This window comes from Streptomyces sp. KPB2, assembly GCF_003950055.1.
GTDB classification, from domain to species: domain Bacteria; phylum Actinomycetota; class Actinomycetes; order Streptomycetales; family Streptomycetaceae; genus Streptomyces; species Streptomyces salinarius.
The window spans coordinates 3,588,587-3,603,523 of record NZ_CP034353.1 but is presented as its reverse complement, the minus strand read 5'-3'; the positions used below and the strand labels follow the sequence as shown (position 1 = coordinate 3,603,523).

Below are 14,937 nucleotides of genomic sequence, written 5' to 3'. Positions count from 1 at the left end.
GCATCGACAGACATCGAATCAAGGGGTCGTCGTGGCCACCGTCCCGCACCGCGCTCACCGCCGCCGGAGCCCGTCGCCCGCTGACCCCTTCGCCTTTTGAGGAGACCGAGCATCATGAGCACCCAGCAGCTCCCCGCCGTAGTCATCGGGGCGGGCCCCGTCGGGCTCGCCGCCGCCGTGCATCTCGTCGAGCGCGGCATCGAGCCCCTCGTTCTGGAAGCGGGCGGCCGGGCCGGCGCGGCCGTGCGTGCGTGGAGCCACGTGCGCCTGTTCTCCACCTGGGGCGAGGTCGTCGACCCGGCCGCCGAGAAGCTCCTCGCCCCCAGCGGCTGGACGCGCCCCGACCCGGCGGCGTATCCCTCCGGCGGAGAGTGGGCCGAGCGGTACCTGCGGCCGCTCGCGGACGCCCTCGGCGACAAGGTCCGCACCGGGGCCGCGGTCACCGGTGTCTCTCGCGCCGGCCGCGACCGGATCGTGGACGCCGACCGGGAGCGGCAGCCGTTCGTCGTGCACGTCGAGTACGCCGACGGCCGTGAGGAGCGCATCCTCGCCCGCGCCGTGATCGACGCCTCCGGCACCTGGGCCACGCCCTCTCCGGCCGGTGGCAGCGGCCTGCCCGCGCTCGGCGAGAAGGCGGCGGCCGACCGGATCACCTACCGCGTACCGGACCTGAAGGACCCCACCGTCCGCGCCCGTTACGCGGGCAGGCGTACGGCCGTCATCGGCGCGGGCGCCTCCGCCTTCACCGCACTCGCCTACCTCGCCGAGCTGGCGGAGTCCGCCGACGGCGCGGGGACGAAGGGTGTGTGGATCCTGCGCCGGGGCATCTCCGGGTCCACCTTCGGCGGCGGCACCGCCGACCAGCTGCCCGCCCGCGGCGCCCTCGGCCTCGCCGCGAAGGCCGCCGTCGACAAGGGGCACGCCGACGCGGTCACCGGCTTCCGCGCCGAAGCGTTCGAGCGCGACGCCGACGGCCGCCTCGTCCTGGTGGGTGAGGACGGCCGCCGTCTCGACCCGGTGGACGAGGTGATCGTGCTGACCGGCTTCCGCCCCGACCTGTCCTTCCTGGACGAGCTGCGCCTGGGCCTGGACGAACGCCTCCAGGCCCCGGTCGCCCTGGCCCCGCTGATCGATCCCAACCAGCACTCCTGCGGCACCGTGTACCCCCACGGCCACCGCGAGCTGTCCCACCCCGAGCAGGGCGTCTACCTGGTCGGCATGAAGTCCTACGGCCGCGCCCCCACCTTCCTGGCCATGACCGGCTACGAGCAGGTCCGCTCCGTCGCCGCCGCCATCGCCGGCGACCTCGACTCCGCGGACCGCGTCGAACTCACCCTCCCGGAGACCGGAGTGTGCGGTGGCGCGGGCCTCTTCGGCACCCCGGACACCGGGCAGACCGAGGGCGGCGGATGCTGCGGCGCCCCGGAACCGCAGCTCCTGAAGCTCGTCGCACCGACGGCGGCAGGCACGGCGGCCGAGGAAGTGCCGGGGGGCGGCTGCTGCGGCTCGTGACCGGCCGCTGCCCGGCGCGGTCGTGAGCCGGGGCATCAGCCAGGACTTCCCCGGCCTCGATCCCCGCGATACACGATGCCCTGAATTCAGGATCTCCTGTACTCTCACTTTGTGCTGACTGTTGCCCCGGACATCGAGGTGCTGGTCCGTTTCGGCCGCGCGCTCGCCGACCCGCTCCGCTGCCGCATCCTGCTCGCCCTGCGCGAGTCCCCCGCCTATCCGGCCGACCTCGCCGAAGCGCTCGGCGTCTCGCGGACCCGGTTGTCGAACCACCTGGCGTGCCTGCGCGACTGCGGCCTGGTCGTCACGGTCCCCGACGGCCGCCGCACCCGCTACGAGTTGGCCGACGCACGACTCGGCCACGCGCTGGACGACCTGCGCACCGCCGTGGTGGCCGTGGAGAGCGACCGCACGTGCGCCGAAGCCGACGAGAAGGGGTGCTGCTGACCATGGACGTGGAGATCTCCACAACCCGCGGCCCTTCTCCGGCCCGACGAGAAGCCCTGGCGATGCGGATACGGTTGCTGGTCGCCGCGACGATCACCTACAACGTCATCGAGGCGGTCGTCGCCATCACGGCCGGAACGCTCGCCTCGTCCACCGCACTGATCGGCTTCGGTCTGGACTCCGTCGTCGAGGTGTCCTCCGCGGCCGCGGTCGCCTGGCAGTTCTCCGCAGCCGATCACGCGGTGCGGGAGGCCCGGGAGAAGACGACGCTCCGGATCATCGCGGTGTCGTTCTTCGCGCTCGCCGCGTACGTCACCGTCGACGCGGTCCGGGCACTGACCGGAACCGGCGAGGCCGAGCGTTCCGTCCCGGGCATCGTGCTCGCCGCGCTCTCCCTCGCGATCATGCCGTTCCTGTCCGCCGCGCAGCGCAAGGCCGGGCGCGAACTCGGTTCCGCCTCGGCGGTGGCGGACTCCAAACAGACGTTGCTGTGCACGTACCTCTCGGCGGTGCTGTTGGTGGGCCTCGTCCTCAACGCCACCCTCGGCTGGTCCTGGGCCGACCCGATCGCCGCGCTGGTCATCGCCGGCATCGCGGTCAAGGAAGGACGCGACGCCTGGCAGGGCAAGGGCTGCTGCGCCCCCACCCCTCCGCTCGGCGCGGGGACCGTCGAGACCGACGCCGAGGAGGACGCGTGCGGCTGCCGACCGGGCTGCACCTGCTGCACGACGGATGCGGAGGCCGGGCAGGGTGCGGGAGCTTCCCGCCCTCAGGCGTCAGCCGGACCGTGACCGACCCGGCCCGCTCCCCACGACGTTCCGCTCAGGGCCACACCAGGCAATAAGGCTGATGCCCCGCCTCATGCAGCCGGTGGGAAAAGTCCTGCCACTCGTGCAGCAGCTGGTACACGTTGAACGCGTCCCTCGGCCCGCCCCGGTCCGGGACCGTCGACCATATGAAGGCCGCCGCGCCGACCGCCTCCTCGCCGATGCCGCGCAGGGGGTCGACGACGGTCATCGGGAGTTTCACGACCGCGTAGTCGGGGTGCAGGACGACCAGTTCCAGCGGGGGGACCTTGTGCAGGGGGACGCCCTCGATGCCGGTGAGGACCATGGCGGCCATGGTCTCCGGCTTGATCTTGGTGAACATGCCGTTCATCCCGAGCTCGTCGCCGCCCAGTTCCTCGGGGCGCATGGAGATCGGGACGCGGGCCGCGGTCGCGCCGTCGGGCGCGCCGAAGTACTTGTAGGTCACCCCCACCCGACCACCATTCCTGCTCCCCGCCCCCAGCCGGTCGGCCCGCCCGGAGAGCCGGTCGGGCTCGCTCGGTGTGCCGTGTGCCTGACGTGCTTCGGACGCTTCCTCCGCCTCGCGTCGGTGCCTTCCCCGCCGGGCACGTCGAGGACCCAGGTCGTCGGTCCCCTCGCCCAGTCCGCCACCGCGATGCATATCTCCACCCGACTGCTTTTCTAGGACGCGTGGCCCCCGCCGCGCAACCCGATCATCGTGTCAGTGACCTCCCCCACGGCCGCTCGCCGAAACGTGCGGTGAAACATATGTACGTCATATGTCGGCCGTGCGTTCGCGGGGCGGCCGACAGCCGCGCCCGTGCCGCCCCGGTGAGCTGCGTGGATGGGTTCCAGTCTGGCAGACGGGACGGCATTCGGGGCGGTTGTCTACCCTTGTCGAAGTCACCCTGGGCAACCAGCGGCCGAGCGGGACCCGCGCAGGGTCCGATACGTCGGAGAAGGTCGAGAAGGTCGGAGAAGTCGCAGGTCATGAGCGAACTGGCATATCCATACGAAGCACCGGCCTCGCAGGCTCTGTTCGACCGCGCGGCGGCCGTCACGCCCGGCGGCGTGAACTCCCCGGTGCGCGCCTTCCGCGCCGTCGGCGGCACGCCCCGGTTCATGGTGTCCGGCAGCGGGCCGTACCTGACGGACGCGGACGGGCGTGAGTACGTCGACCTCGTGTGCTCCTGGGGGCCGATGATCCTCGGGCACGCGCACCCCGAGGTGATCGCCGCCGTGCAGGAGGCGGTCGCGCGCGGGACGTCGTTCGGCACGCCCGCCGAGGGCGAGGTCGCGCTCGCCGAGGCGATGGTCGAGCGCGTCGCGCCGCTGGAGGAGGTCCGGCTCGTGTCCAGCGGGACCGAGGCCACCATGTCCGCCATCCGGCTCGCCCGCGGGTTCACGCAGCGCACCAAGGTGATCAAGTTCGCCGGGTGCTACCACGGCCACGTCGACTCGCTGCTGGCCGCCGCGGGCTCCGGCGTCGCCACCTTCGCGCTGCCCGACACCCCGGGTGTCACCGGCGCCCAGGCGAGCGACACCATCGTGCTGCCGTACAACGACCTGGAGGCCGTGCACGCCGCCTTCGCCGCCCACCCCGGCGAGATCGCCTGCGTGATCACGGAGGCGTCGCCCGGCAACATGGGCGTCGTGCCGCCGCTGCCCGGGTTCAACCAGGGACTCAAGGACGCCTGCGCGGCCAACGGCGCGCTGTTCGTGTCCGACGAGGTCATGACCGGCTTCCGGACCAGCCGCGCCGGGTGGTACGGGGTCGAGGGGGTCGTGCCCGACCTCATGACCTTCGGGAAGGTGATGGGGGGCGGGTTCCCCGCCGCCGCGTTCGGAGGGCGGGCCGACGTCATGGCGCACCTCGCTCCGGCCGGGCCCGTCTACCAGGCCGGCACCCTCTCCGGAAACCCGGTCGCCACCGCCGCCGGGCTCGCCCAGCTGCGGCTCCTCGACGATGCGGCGTACGACACCGTCAACGCGGTGTCCGCGCAGATTCAGGGGCTCGTGACCGAGGCGCTGGCCAAGGAGGGCGTCGCGCACACCCTGCAGACCGCCTCCAACATGTTCTCCGTGTTCTTCACGGACCGGCCGGTCCGCAACTACGAGGACGCCAAGGCGCAGGAGTCCTTCCGGTTCACCGCTTTCTTCCACTCCCTCCTCTCCCACGGCGTCTACCTGCCGCCGTCCTCCTTCGAATCCTGGTTCGTGTCCACCGCCCACGACGAGCGGGCCGTCCAGCGCATCGCCGACGCCCTCCCGGCGGCGGCCCGCGCGGCAGCGGAGGCGACGGCATGAGCAACGGGAACCACGGCAACGACGAGGAACTGACCGTCGTCCACGTCATGCGGCACGGCGAGGTCGAGAACCCCACCGGCGTCCTGTACGGGCGGCTGCCCGGCTACCACCTCTCGGAGCTGGGCCGGCGCATGGCCGAGCGGGTCGCCGAGCACCTCGCGCCCCGCGACGTGACGTACGTCGTCGCCTCCCCGCTGGAGCGGGCGCAGGAGACCGCGACGCCGATCGCCAAGACGCACGGGCTCGACCTGGACACCGACGCGCGCCTCATCGAGGCCGAGAACGTCTTCCAGGGCAAGACCTTCGGCATCGGCGACGGCGCGCTGCGCCGGCCCGCCAACTGGAAGCACGTCGTCAACCCGTTCAAGCCGTCCTGGGGCGAGCCGTACGTCGACCAGGTGGTGCGGATGAAGGGCGCGATCGACGCCGCCCGGGACCGGGCGCGCGGGCACGAGGCCGTGGTCGTCAGCCACCAGCTGCCGATCTGGATCCTGCGGTCCTACGTCGAGCGGCGGCGGCTGTGGCACGACCCGCGCAAGCGGCAGTGCACGCTGGCGTCCCTGACGACGTTCACCTACCGGGGCGACCGGATCGTCTCCGTCGGCTACACCGAGCCGGCCCGCGACCTCGTCCCGGCCCACCTCCTCGCGGGCGCCAAGCCCGTGAAGGGGCAGGGGAAGGCGTACGGGGCCTGATCGCCCGGCGGCCTGACGGTCGCCCCGGCCGTAAGGCCCAACCGGCTCGCCCCCGCGGAACCGTTTCTGTGGGTTCGCTGTTACCCAACCCGCACATATTTCCGGAACCCGCTCGTTCGTCGCGTCCTCTCACCTAGTGACCACCCAAGGACGCGACGAACGAGGTTGCGATGCGCACTACCAACCGCACTCTCACCCGCAGGGGGATACTCGGACTCGGCGCGGGGGCCGCGGCGGCGGTCGGGCTCGCGGGCTGCGGCACCGGCTCCCACCCCTCGTCGGACGGCTCGCACCAGGCCGGGGACGCCGGGAAGCCGTCGCCCTCCGGCAGCAGCAAGGCCCCGGCGAAGCCCATCGGCGACGGCTCCACGTCGTACACCGGCAAGCAGCCGCACCAGCCCGACGCACCCGTGCCGCTGGAACCGGGCCAGACGCCGCCGCAGTTCGTCGTCTTCTCCTGGGACGGGGCCGGCGAGGTCGGCAACGGGCTCTTCCCGCGCTTCCTGGACCTCGCCCAGGAACACGGCGCGCACATGACCTTCTTCCTCTCGGGCCTGTACCTGCTGCCCGAGTCCAAGAAGCGCCTCTACGACCCGCCGAACAACCCGCGCGGCGCCTCCGACATCGGCTACCTCACCGACGAGCACATCAAGGCGACACTGAAGAACGTCCGCCGGGCCTGGCTGGACGGCCACGAGATCGGCACCCACTTCAACGGCCACTTCTGCGGGGGCGGCGGCAGCGTCGGCAACTGGACGCCCGCGCAGTGGCGCAGCGAGATCGACCAGGCGAAATCCTTCGTCAAGGAGTGGAAGACCAACAGCGGCTGGACCGACCTGCCCGCCCTGCCCTTCGACTACGACAAGGAACTCGTCGGCGGCCGCACGCCCTGTCTGCTCGGCCAGGACAACCTGCTGCCCACCGCCCGCGAACTGGGCTGGCGCTACGACGCCTCCTCGCCCGGCGGCCGCCAGGTGTGGCCGGTGAAGAAGGACGGGATCTGGGACCTGCCGCTGCAGCAGATACCGTTCCCCGGCCACTCCTTCGAGGTCCTCTCGATGGACTACAACATCCTCGCCAACCAGTCGGTCAACTCGACCAAGGCCCCGTCGTACAACTACCCAGGCTGGCGCGAACAGGCCACCAACTCGTACATATCCGGCTTCAAGCGGGCGTACGAGACGAACCGGGCGCCCTTCTTCATCGGCAACCACTTCGAGGAGTGGAACGGCGGCATCTACATGGACGCCGTCGAGAACGCCCTCAAGCACATCGCGCGGGAGAAGGAGAAGGGCGGGGACATCCGGCTCGTCTCCTTCCGGCAGTTCACGGACTGGCTGGACGTGCAGAAGCCGGAGGTGCTGGCGAAGCTCCGTACGGTCGAGGTGGGGCAGCGGCCCACCGGCGGCTGGAACGCCTTCCTCAAGGGCACGTCCTCCGAGGGCTCGACACCCCCGGGGAACGCCGCCTGAGATGCGGGTTTCCGCCCGCGAGGGGGGTGCGAAAGATCCCCGGAACGGACATGCGAAACTTTTCACATGAGTGCCGCCAGCCGCGCCCCCCTGCGCTCGAACCGCACGAACCGCACCGCCGACCGCACCACCGGCCACGCGTCCGGCCGTGCGTCCCGCCGGGTCCGGTCCCGCGTCCGTAGCCGGGCCGCCCTCGCCGTCGGCGCGGCCGCCGCGGCGCTCCTCGTGTCCGCGTGCAGCTCCGGCGGCACCTCGGGCGGCGGCGGCCAGACGGGCTTCATCACCGGCTCAGACGGCATCGCCACCGCGAAGGAGGGCGAGCGCGCCGACGCCCCCGACCTCTCCGGCGAGACCGTCGACGGCGGCCAGGTCGACGTCGCCGACTACAAGGGCAAGGTCGTCGTCCTCAACGTCTGGGGCTCCTGGTGCCCGCCCTGCCGGGCCGAGGCCAAGAACTTCGAGAAGGTCTACCAGGACGTCAAGGACCAGGGCGTCCAGTTCGTCGGCATCAACACCCGCGACACCTCCACCGGCCCGGCCCGCGCCTTCGAGAAGGACTATGGGGTCACCTACCCGAGCCTGTACGACCCGAGCGGCAAGCTCCTGCTCCGCTTCGAGAAGGGCACCCTCAACCCGCAGGCCGTCCCCTCCACGCTCATCATCGACCGGGAGGGCAAGGTCGCCGCGCGCACCCTCCAGGCGCTCAGCGAGGAGAAGCTGCGCAAGATGCTCGCCCCCTACCTCGCCGACGGGTCCGGCGGGTCCGCCGACTCCGCCAAGCCGGAGAAGTGACGTGTCCGCAGCGATCACCCTCGCCGAGACGGCGGGCTACAACAACACGGTGTTCAGCGGCGCCCTGCTGGTGGCCCTCCCCATCGCCGTGCTCGGCGGCCTCGTCTCCTTCTTCTCCCCCTGCGTCCTGCCCCTGGTCCCCGGCTACCTCTCCTACGTGACCGGCGTCACCGGCACCGACCTCGGCGAGGCCCGGCGCGGCCGCATGGTCGCCGGCGCCTCCCTCTTCGTCCTCGGCTTCACCGCCGTGTTCGTCTCCAGCGGCGCGCTGTTCGGCTACTTCGGCCAGACGCTCCAGGAGAACCGGAGCGTGCTGACCAACATCCTGGGCGCGTTCATGGTCCTCATGGGCGTGTTCTTCATGGGCCTGATGCCCTGGCTCACCCAGCGCGAGTTCCGCTTCCACAAGAAGCCGGTGAACGGCCTGGTCGGCGCCCCGATACTCGGTGCCCTGTTCGGCATCGGCTGGACGCCCTGCATCGGCCCGACCCTCGCCTCCGTGCTGGCACTCTCCGCCGACCAGGGCACCGCGGGCCGCGGCGCCGTACTGACCGTCGCCTACTGCCTCGGCCTCGGCGTCCCCTTCGTCCTCGCCGCGGTCGCCTTCCGCAAGGCGCTCGGCGCCTTCGGCTGGGTCAAGCGGCACTATGTCTGGGTGATGCGCGTCGGCGGCGTCATGATGATCGCGACCGGCCTGCTGCTGCTGACCGGCGTGTGGGACACCCTCGTGCAGGACATGCAGACCTGGTCCAACGGCTTCACTGTGGGGATCTGACCGATGAGCACCACTTCGAAAACCACCCCCGGTACCGACCCCGGCAAGCAGCCGAAGGCCGACGGCGGCGACCAGGATCTCGGCGCCGCCGGCTCCCAGCTCTCCACCGCCCCCGCCGAGGAGACCCCGAACCTCCCCTCGCTCGGCGTGATCGGCTGGGCCCGCTGGTTCTGGCGCCAGCTCACCTCGATGCGCGTCGCGCTGATCCTGCTCCTGCTGGTGTCGCTGGGCGCCATCCCGGGATCGCTGATCCCGCAGGACGGCATCGACGCCGTGAAGGTCGAGGAGTTCCGCCAGAACCACGACATCCTGGCGCCGGTCTACGACAAGCTCGGCCTCTTCCACGTCTACAGCTCGGTGTGGTTCTCCGCGATCTACATCCTGCTGTTCGTCTCCCTCATCGGCTGCATCGTCCCGCGCACCTGGCAGTTCGTCGGCCAGCTGCGCGGCCGCCCGCCCCGCGCCCCCCGCCGCCTGGACCGGCTGCCCGCCTACACCACCTGGCGCACCGACGCCGAGCCCGAGGAGGTCCGCGAGGCCGCGCTGAGGCTGCTGAAGAAGCGCCGCTTCCGCGCGGACGCCGCCGGTGACGCGGTCGCCGCCGAGAAGGGCTACCTGCGGGAGGTCGGCAACCTCGCCTTCCACATCGCGCTGATCGTGCTGCTCATCGCCTTCGCGTGGGGCCAGCTGTTCAAGTACGAGGGCAACAAGCTGATCCTGGAGGGCGACGGCTTCGCCAACACCCTCACCCAGTACGACGACTTCAAGTCCGGCAACCTCTTCGACCCGGACCACGACCTGGCCCCCTTCAGCTTCACCCTGAAGGACTTCCACGGCACCTACGAGGCGACCGGCCCCAACCGCGGCACCCCGCGCGTGTACGAGGCCAAGGTCACCTACAGCGAGGGCGCCGACGGCGCCGAGAAGTCGAAGACCGTCGAGGTCAACAAGCCGCTGGAGATCGACGGCTCCAAGGTCTACCTCGTCAGCCACGGCTACGCCCCCATCCTCACCGTCAAGGACGCCAAGGGCGACGTGGTGATGGACAAGCAGGCGGTGGCCCTGCTGCCGCTGGACGGCAACGTCACCTCCTCCGGCGCCGTCAAGGTCATGGACGGCTACCGCAACGCCAAGGGCGAGAAGGAACAGCTCGGCTTCAACGCCTTCTTCCTGCCGACCTACGGCGGCGAGGGCAGCGGCATGCGCTCCACCTTCCCGGCGCTGATCAACCCCATGCTCGCCCTCTCCGCCTACCACGGCGACCTCGGTGTGGACGCGGGCATCCCGCAGAGCATCTACCAGCTCGACAAGACCAACCTGAAGGAGTTCAAGGACTCCGACGGCGAGCTGTTCAAGAAGCAGCTCAAGGTCGGCGAGACCATGACCCTCCCGAACGGCGCCGGCTCGGTCACCTTCAACGGCGTCCAGGAGTGGGCCGGCTTCCAGGTCACGCAGCAGCCCGGCAGCGGCTGGGCGCTCGGCGGTGCCGTCGTCGCCATCCTCGGCCTGGCCGGCTCGCTATTCATCCAGCGCCGCCGCGTCTGGGTGCGGGCGGTGCGCGGCGCCGACGGCGTGACCGTCGTGGAGATGGCCGGCCTCGGCCGCAGCGAGTCCGCGAAGGTCCCCGAGGAGCTCGGCGACCTCGCCGGGATCCTGTACGACCAGGCACCCGGCGCGTCCGGCCCCGGGACAGCCCCGGAGCCGGACGATGCGTCCGGCTCCGACTCCGCGTCTGAAGGGGCTGAGAAGAATTGAATCCTCTCCCCCGCGGAACAAGGGAGATTCCCGGCTCTCGCCGCCCAGCGGGCCAGCGGCCCTCAAGGTCTTCCACGATCAACGCCGGCCGGGTTGAAACCAGCCCGGTAACACGCACGCCATCCTGCTGCAGACTCCACCGCCCGACCACCTGGTGCCGGGACGTTCACCCGAAGGAGTGCTGAGAAGTGACTCTCGCCGCCGCAACAAACGAGCAACTCGCGAACGTCAGCAACACGCTGATCTACTCCGCGATGGCCGTCTACACCCTGGCCTTCTTCGCGCACATCGCGGAGTGGCTCTTCGGCAGCCGCAGCAAGGTCGGCCGCACCGCCGCCGCGCTCACCGCCACGAGCCAGGCCAAGGCGGGCGCCGCCAGGACGGGCCCGGCCGTCACCGTGAAGAAGGCCGGCGGCACGGCCGTACTGGAGCGCCCCGAGGTCGTCGTACGCGCCGCCTCCGGCTCCCGCGACGTGCCCGACGGGCCGGGCGCGCACGGCGGCACCGAGAAGGGCGACCTCTACGGGCGGATCGCCATCTCGCTCACCGTCCTCGCCTTCGCCCTGGAGGCCGGCGGTGTCCTCACCCGCGCCCTGTCGGTGAAGCGGGCGCCGTGGGGCAACATGTACGAGTTCAACATCACGTTCACGACGGTCGCCGTCGGCGTGTACCTCGCGCTGCTCCTGCTGAAGAAGAACGTCCGCTGGCTCGGCCTGCCGCTGGCCACCACCGTCCTGCTCGACCTCGGCCTCGCCGTCACGGTCCTGTACACGGCGAGCGACCAGCTGGTGCCCGCCCTCCACTCGTACTGGCTGTACATCCACGTCTCGACCGCCATCTTCTGCGGCGCGGTGTTCTACGTCGGCGCGGTCGGCACCATCCTGTACCTCTTCAAGGACAACTTCGAGAACAAGCTCGCCTCCGGCGGCACCCCCGGCCGGTTCGCCAGCTCGGTCCTGGACCGGCTGCCCGCCGCGGCCTCCCTCGACAAGTTCGCCTACCGCGTCAACGCCGCCGTGTTCCCGCTGTGGACGTTCACGATCATCGCGGGCGCCATCTGGGCGGGCGACGCCTGGGGCCGGTACTGGGGCTGGGACCCCAAGGAGACCTGGTCCTTCATCACCTGGGTCGCCTACGCCTGCTACCTGCACGCCCGGGCCACCGCCGGCTGGAAGGGCCGCAAGGCCGCCTACCTGGCCCTGGCCGCCTTCGCCTGCTGGATCTTCAACTACTACGGCGTCAACATCTTCGTCTCCGGCAAGCACTCCTACGCCGACGTCGGCCTCGGCGCCCTTCAGTCCGTGGGCTTCTGACCGACCGAGGTGATGATGTCGCGCAGCCGCTCGACGTACAGCCGCAGGTTCTTGTGCGCGACGTCGGTGTCCGGGTAGCGGCTGGCGAACCACAGGCCCTCCGGGAGCCGGGTGACCCAGGCGCACACCTGGTCGCCGTAGGAGACCCGCAGCAGCGCGTACGCCGTCCGGTCCGGCCAGCTGTCGGCGCCCGGGACGCCGCGGGCGTCGACGTACGACACGATCGAGTACAGGTCGGGCGAGGTCGGCCGGAAGTCCGTGCCGAGCAGGCGCAGCACCCGGTCGATCGGCATGCGGGACAGCCGCCGGCTGGCCTGGAGTTCGGCGCGGACGGTGCGCAGGGCGCCGGGGAAGTCGCGGGCCCCGTCCACCGGGACCTCGATCGGCGCGCCGCCCACGTACCAGCCGACGGACTCCGTCCACTGGGACCGCGACCGGGTGTGGAAGGGCACGACGGTGCGGTAGACGGGCTCGCCGCCGATCTCGTGGACGATCAGCGCGGTGGCGGCCAGCACGCCGACGAGGCTGCCGCCGTAGGGACGGCAGTACGCCTCGAACGCGGCGGCGTCGGCCGCGTCCACCAGCGGCTCGCGCAGCAGCCGCTGTTCGGGCAGCGGACCGCCCGGCGTGAGGCCCAGGTCGACGGGGAAGGACGGCAGCCGCCCGTCGCAGCGCCGGATGAACTCCCGCCAGCGGGCGACGATGTCGTGGTCGCCGTCGATCCGGTCCGCGTCCGCCCGCTCCGCCTCGCAGAAGTCGACGTAGGAGCCGACCCGGGGCTGCGGCACCGTCCGCCCCGCGACCCCCGCGGCGTACAGCTCGCCGACCTCGGCGGGGATGCGGTAGATGGAGTAGGCGTCGACGTTGCTGTGGTCGAAGGCCATGTAGACGCTGACGCCGTCGTCGCGGACGACCGCCGTGTAGATGAGGTTGGGCCAGCGCAGCGCGTCCGCGACCCGGTCGAAGCGGTCCTGGAGGTGCCGGGCCAGTTCGGCCGCGTCCGGAAAGTCACCGACGTCCTCGCGCCGCAGGGTTACGGCGTCCGCGTCGAGCGTGAACCGGCGCATCGTGTCACCGCTCTCGCCGCTCCACCGGAACCCGCTGCGCAGCGTCTCGTGCCGCAGCGTCCAGGCCCGCAACGCCTCCTGGAGCACGTCGAGGTCGACCGGGCCGGGGATGTCGAAGGCCGCGCCGAGCCAGGTCGGCACGAACAGGCCGTCCTCGCGCACCGACCGTGCCGTGCGGATGTGCGACTCCTGGATGTACGCGGGCGGTCGCGTGTCCTCGGGCAGCGCCGCCGCGATGTCGAGCGTGCCGGGGCTGAGCGTCCACTCGACGAGGCGCCCGGGACGGATCTCGCAGCGCTGGATGTCGGTCATTCGCACGAGGAGGTCTCCGTTCGCAGATGTACAGACCCGACCAAGGGAATGCCGTCTCCGCGACCGCGCACCGGGTGTGTCGACACTGTTCAACGGAACGGATGGCCTCTCGAACGCCGATCCGGCCCCGGGGCGGGGGCTCCTTCACCCTTCCCCCGTGCCTTCTCTGTGCGGCCTTCACGCCCTACTCCAGGTAGGCGTCGAGGGCGGCCGCGCCCGCCAGCATCGCCCGGGTCCGCGCGGTGAGCGCGTGCCCGCGCGTCTCGACCGCCGCCCGCAGCGCCGCGCTGCTTCCCGCGCGCCGCAGGTCGTCGAGGGCGGGCCGGATCCGGTCGAAGAGGTGGTGACTGCGGCGCAGGGTGCGCACCACGCGCGCGTCCCGCACGTCGGCGGGCCCGTACACGCGGTAGCCGGTGCCGGGCTCCCGGCCGGGCACGAGCAGCCCCGCCGCCTCCCACACCCGCAGCGCCGACGTCCGTACGCCGATCAGTGCGGCCACCTCACCGATGCGCAGCCCGTGCGGTTCGGGCGTCCCGGGTCGCCCGTCGTTGGAACGGGCCGGTGGGGCGGACGCCTCCCGGCCGCCCAGGGCCTCCAGCGCCTCGCTCGCCGTCCGCAGCGCGGCCCGCTCCTCGTGCAGCGCGGCATGCGCGGCGTCCACCAGCGCGAGGGCCCCGGCCACGTCCCCGTCGTGCACGGCCCGCATGATCCGCGTGGCCGCCACCGCGCCGTACCCCGGCTGCAGCGCCCGGTACGTCAGCAGCGCCTCCCGGTGCCGCTCGCCGAACACCCGGTACCCGGCCTCGGTACGCGCGGCCGGGGGCAGCACACCGGCGTCCTCGTAATTGCGGACCTGCTGCGTCGACAGCCCGACGGCACGGGCCAGATCGACGGTACGCAGCCGCCGCTCGCCGTTCTCCACCGTGCGCAGCCTATGCGGGACCCGGTGGGTCCATAACGCCGTCCGCAACGCCGTCCGCGCTGATCGATCGCCAGATCCGGTCCGGCAGGATGCGTGCGGCGTCGTTCAGGTCGATGTCCCCGACGGTCAGCCACCGTCGGCTGACCCCGACGACGGGGCCCAGGAGGAGGGACTCCAGCAGGGCGGGCTGCAGCGCGGCGAGTTCGCCCCGCTCGACGTACCGCAGTGCCCAGGAGGAGAGCGGGGGCATCCTGGCCTCCTGGACGTCGCGGAGTTCCTTGCCCCGGGACATGCCCACCTGGTCGGCCCGGGAGGAGTGCAGGAGGCGGCTCACGTCGGGATGCTCCTGGACGAAGGCCAAGTAGGCGTGCACCAGAGAACGGACGCCGGTCCGCGCGTCGGGCGAGTGCCGCACGGCGTCGGCCAGTTCGTCGAGCAGCCGTCCGAGCCAGCGCGTCAGCAGGGCGTTGACGAGCCCGTCGATGCTGCCGAAGTGGTGGTAGAGGCTGCCCAGGCTCACGCCGCTCGCCCTGGTCACGGCGCTGACCGTGAGCCCCTGTTCCCCCGCTTCGGCGTACACGCGCAGGGCTGCGTCCAGGAGGAGGTCGGAGGTGACCTCGCCGCGGTGTTGCTTGGGGCTCATGGCAGGCGCGCTCTCGTCGGTCTCGTGGCTCTTGATCCGGGGTGCTGCTCGTCCCGCTGTTTCTAGAACAATTTTCTAGAAGTTCCTTCCAATTCTATGCCCGGCCGGCCCAGACTGACTCCTGCGGGACGCGTGCG

At 71.6% G+C, this 14,937-nt stretch carries 14 protein-coding genes; 10 read left to right on the top strand and 4 right to left on the bottom strand.

Going from position 1 to position 14,937, the window contains the following annotated elements; all coding sequences use genetic code 11:
- Positions 1-114 precede the first annotated feature (114 nt).
- The 3 genes from D1J63_RS15840 (at position 115) to D1J63_RS15830 (ending at position 2,750) form a co-directional block, all read left to right on the top strand.
- Positions 115-1,512, top strand: coding sequence for an NAD(P)-binding domain-containing protein (locus D1J63_RS15840; RefSeq protein ID WP_125629370.1), 1,398 nt, complete (start codon positions 115-117; stop codon positions 1,510-1,512).
- A 111-nt stretch (positions 1,513-1,623) separates the two neighbouring features.
- Positions 1,624-1,959 carry a metalloregulator ArsR/SmtB family transcription factor gene (locus D1J63_RS15835; RefSeq protein WP_125629368.1) on the top strand — a complete coding sequence of 112 codons (336 nt, stop codon included), beginning with the start codon at positions 1,624-1,626 and terminating at the stop codon, positions 1,957-1,959.
- A gap of 2 nt (positions 1,960-1,961) precedes the next feature.
- Positions 1,962-2,750 carry a cation transporter gene (locus D1J63_RS15830; RefSeq protein WP_125635495.1) on the top strand — a complete coding sequence of 263 codons (789 nt, stop codon included), beginning with the start codon at positions 1,962-1,964 and terminating at the stop codon, positions 2,748-2,750.
- A gap of 31 nt (positions 2,751-2,781) precedes the next feature.
- Here the strand turns inward: D1J63_RS15830 and D1J63_RS15825 are convergent, their stop codons facing one another.
- Entirely contained in the window at positions 2,782-3,408 is a 627-nt protein-coding gene (locus tag D1J63_RS15825; protein ID WP_176154292.1) for a hypothetical protein, read from the bottom strand.
- A gap of 329 nt (positions 3,409-3,737) precedes the next feature.
- Here D1J63_RS15825 and hemL point away from each other — a divergent pair, with 329 nt between their 5' ends.
- The 7 genes from hemL (at position 3,738) to ccsB (ending at position 11,856) form a co-directional block, all read left to right on the top strand.
- The gene (gene hemL / locus D1J63_RS15815) at positions 3,738-5,054 is read left to right on the top strand and encodes a glutamate-1-semialdehyde 2,1-aminomutase (RefSeq protein WP_125629364.1); all 1,317 of its coding nucleotides are present in this window, start codon (positions 3,738-3,740) and stop codon (positions 5,052-5,054) included.
- Positions 5,051-5,749 (top strand): histidine phosphatase family protein, encoded by a 699-nt coding sequence (locus tag D1J63_RS15810; protein ID WP_102928743.1) that lies wholly within the window; start codon positions 5,051-5,053, stop codon positions 5,747-5,749. The genes hemL and D1J63_RS15810 overlap by 4 nt, the downstream gene beginning before the upstream one ends.
- A gap of 170 nt (positions 5,750-5,919) precedes the next feature.
- Entirely contained in the window at positions 5,920-7,221 is a 1,302-nt protein-coding gene (locus D1J63_RS15805; protein ID WP_125629362.1) for a hypothetical protein, read from the top strand.
- A gap of 66 nt (positions 7,222-7,287) precedes the next feature.
- Positions 7,288-8,013 (top strand): TlpA disulfide reductase family protein, encoded by a 726-nt coding sequence (locus tag D1J63_RS15800; RefSeq protein ID WP_125629360.1) that lies wholly within the window; start codon positions 7,288-7,290, stop codon positions 8,011-8,013.
- Position 8,014: 1 nt separating this feature from the next.
- The gene (locus D1J63_RS15795; RefSeq protein WP_102928746.1) at positions 8,015-8,788 is read left to right on the top strand and encodes a cytochrome c biogenesis protein CcdA; all 774 of its coding nucleotides are present in this window, start codon (positions 8,015-8,017) and stop codon (positions 8,786-8,788) included.
- 3 nt (positions 8,789-8,791) lie between these two features.
- Positions 8,792-10,543, top strand: a complete 1,752-nt coding sequence (locus D1J63_RS15790; RefSeq protein ID WP_125629358.1) for a cytochrome c biogenesis protein ResB — start codon at positions 8,792-8,794, stop codon at positions 10,541-10,543.
- A 188-nt stretch (positions 10,544-10,731) separates the two neighbouring features.
- On the top strand, positions 10,732-11,856 hold the full coding sequence (gene ccsB / locus D1J63_RS15785) for a c-type cytochrome biogenesis protein CcsB (RefSeq protein WP_125629356.1): 1,125 nt from the start codon (positions 10,732-10,734) through the stop codon (positions 11,854-11,856).
- Here ccsB and D1J63_RS15780 read toward each other — a convergent pair.
- The 3 genes from D1J63_RS15780 to D1J63_RS15770 all read right to left on the bottom strand — a co-directional run bounded on the left by D1J63_RS15780 (position 11,838) and on the right by D1J63_RS15770 (position 14,800).
- Complete coding sequence (locus D1J63_RS15780; RefSeq protein WP_125629353.1) at positions 11,838-13,241, bottom strand: condensation domain-containing protein; 1,404 nt, start codon at positions 13,239-13,241, stop codon at positions 11,838-11,840. The genes ccsB and D1J63_RS15780 overlap by 19 nt on opposite strands.
- 178 nt (positions 13,242-13,419) lie before the next feature.
- Positions 13,420-14,157 carry a MerR family transcriptional regulator gene (locus D1J63_RS15775; protein ID WP_125629352.1) on the bottom strand — a complete coding sequence of 246 codons (738 nt, stop codon included), beginning with the start codon at positions 14,155-14,157 and terminating at the stop codon, positions 13,420-13,422.
- A gap of 10 nt (positions 14,158-14,167) precedes the next feature.
- Positions 14,168-14,800, bottom strand: a complete 633-nt coding sequence (locus tag D1J63_RS15770; protein WP_125629350.1) for a TetR/AcrR family transcriptional regulator — start codon at positions 14,798-14,800, stop codon at positions 14,168-14,170.
- Positions 14,801-14,937 lie beyond the last annotated feature (137 nt).

Coding starts and splice junctions, on each gene's coding strand:
- D1J63_RS15840 (WP_125629370.1), top strand. CDS start 115: ATGAGCACCCAGCAGCTCCCCGCCGTAGTCATCGGGGCGGGCCCCGTC.
- D1J63_RS15830 (WP_125635495.1), top strand. CDS start 1,962: ATGGACGTGGAGATCTCCACAACCCGCGGCCCTTCTCCGGCCCGACGA.
- D1J63_RS15825 (WP_176154292.1), bottom strand. CDS start 3,408: ATGCATCGCGGTGGCGGACTGGGCGAGGGGACCGACGACCTGGGTCCT.
- hemL (WP_125629364.1), top strand. CDS start 3,738: ATGAGCGAACTGGCATATCCATACGAAGCACCGGCCTCGCAGGCTCTG.
- D1J63_RS15810 (WP_102928743.1), top strand. CDS start 5,051: ATGAGCAACGGGAACCACGGCAACGACGAGGAACTGACCGTCGTCCAC.
- D1J63_RS15805 (WP_125629362.1), top strand. CDS start 5,920: ATGCGCACTACCAACCGCACTCTCACCCGCAGGGGGATACTCGGACTC.
- D1J63_RS15800 (WP_125629360.1), top strand. CDS start 7,288: ATGAGTGCCGCCAGCCGCGCCCCCCTGCGCTCGAACCGCACGAACCGC.
- D1J63_RS15790 (WP_125629358.1), top strand. CDS start 8,792: ATGAGCACCACTTCGAAAACCACCCCCGGTACCGACCCCGGCAAGCAG.
- D1J63_RS15770 (WP_125629350.1), bottom strand. CDS start 14,800: ATGAGCCCCAAGCAACACCGCGGCGAGGTCACCTCCGACCTCCTCCTG.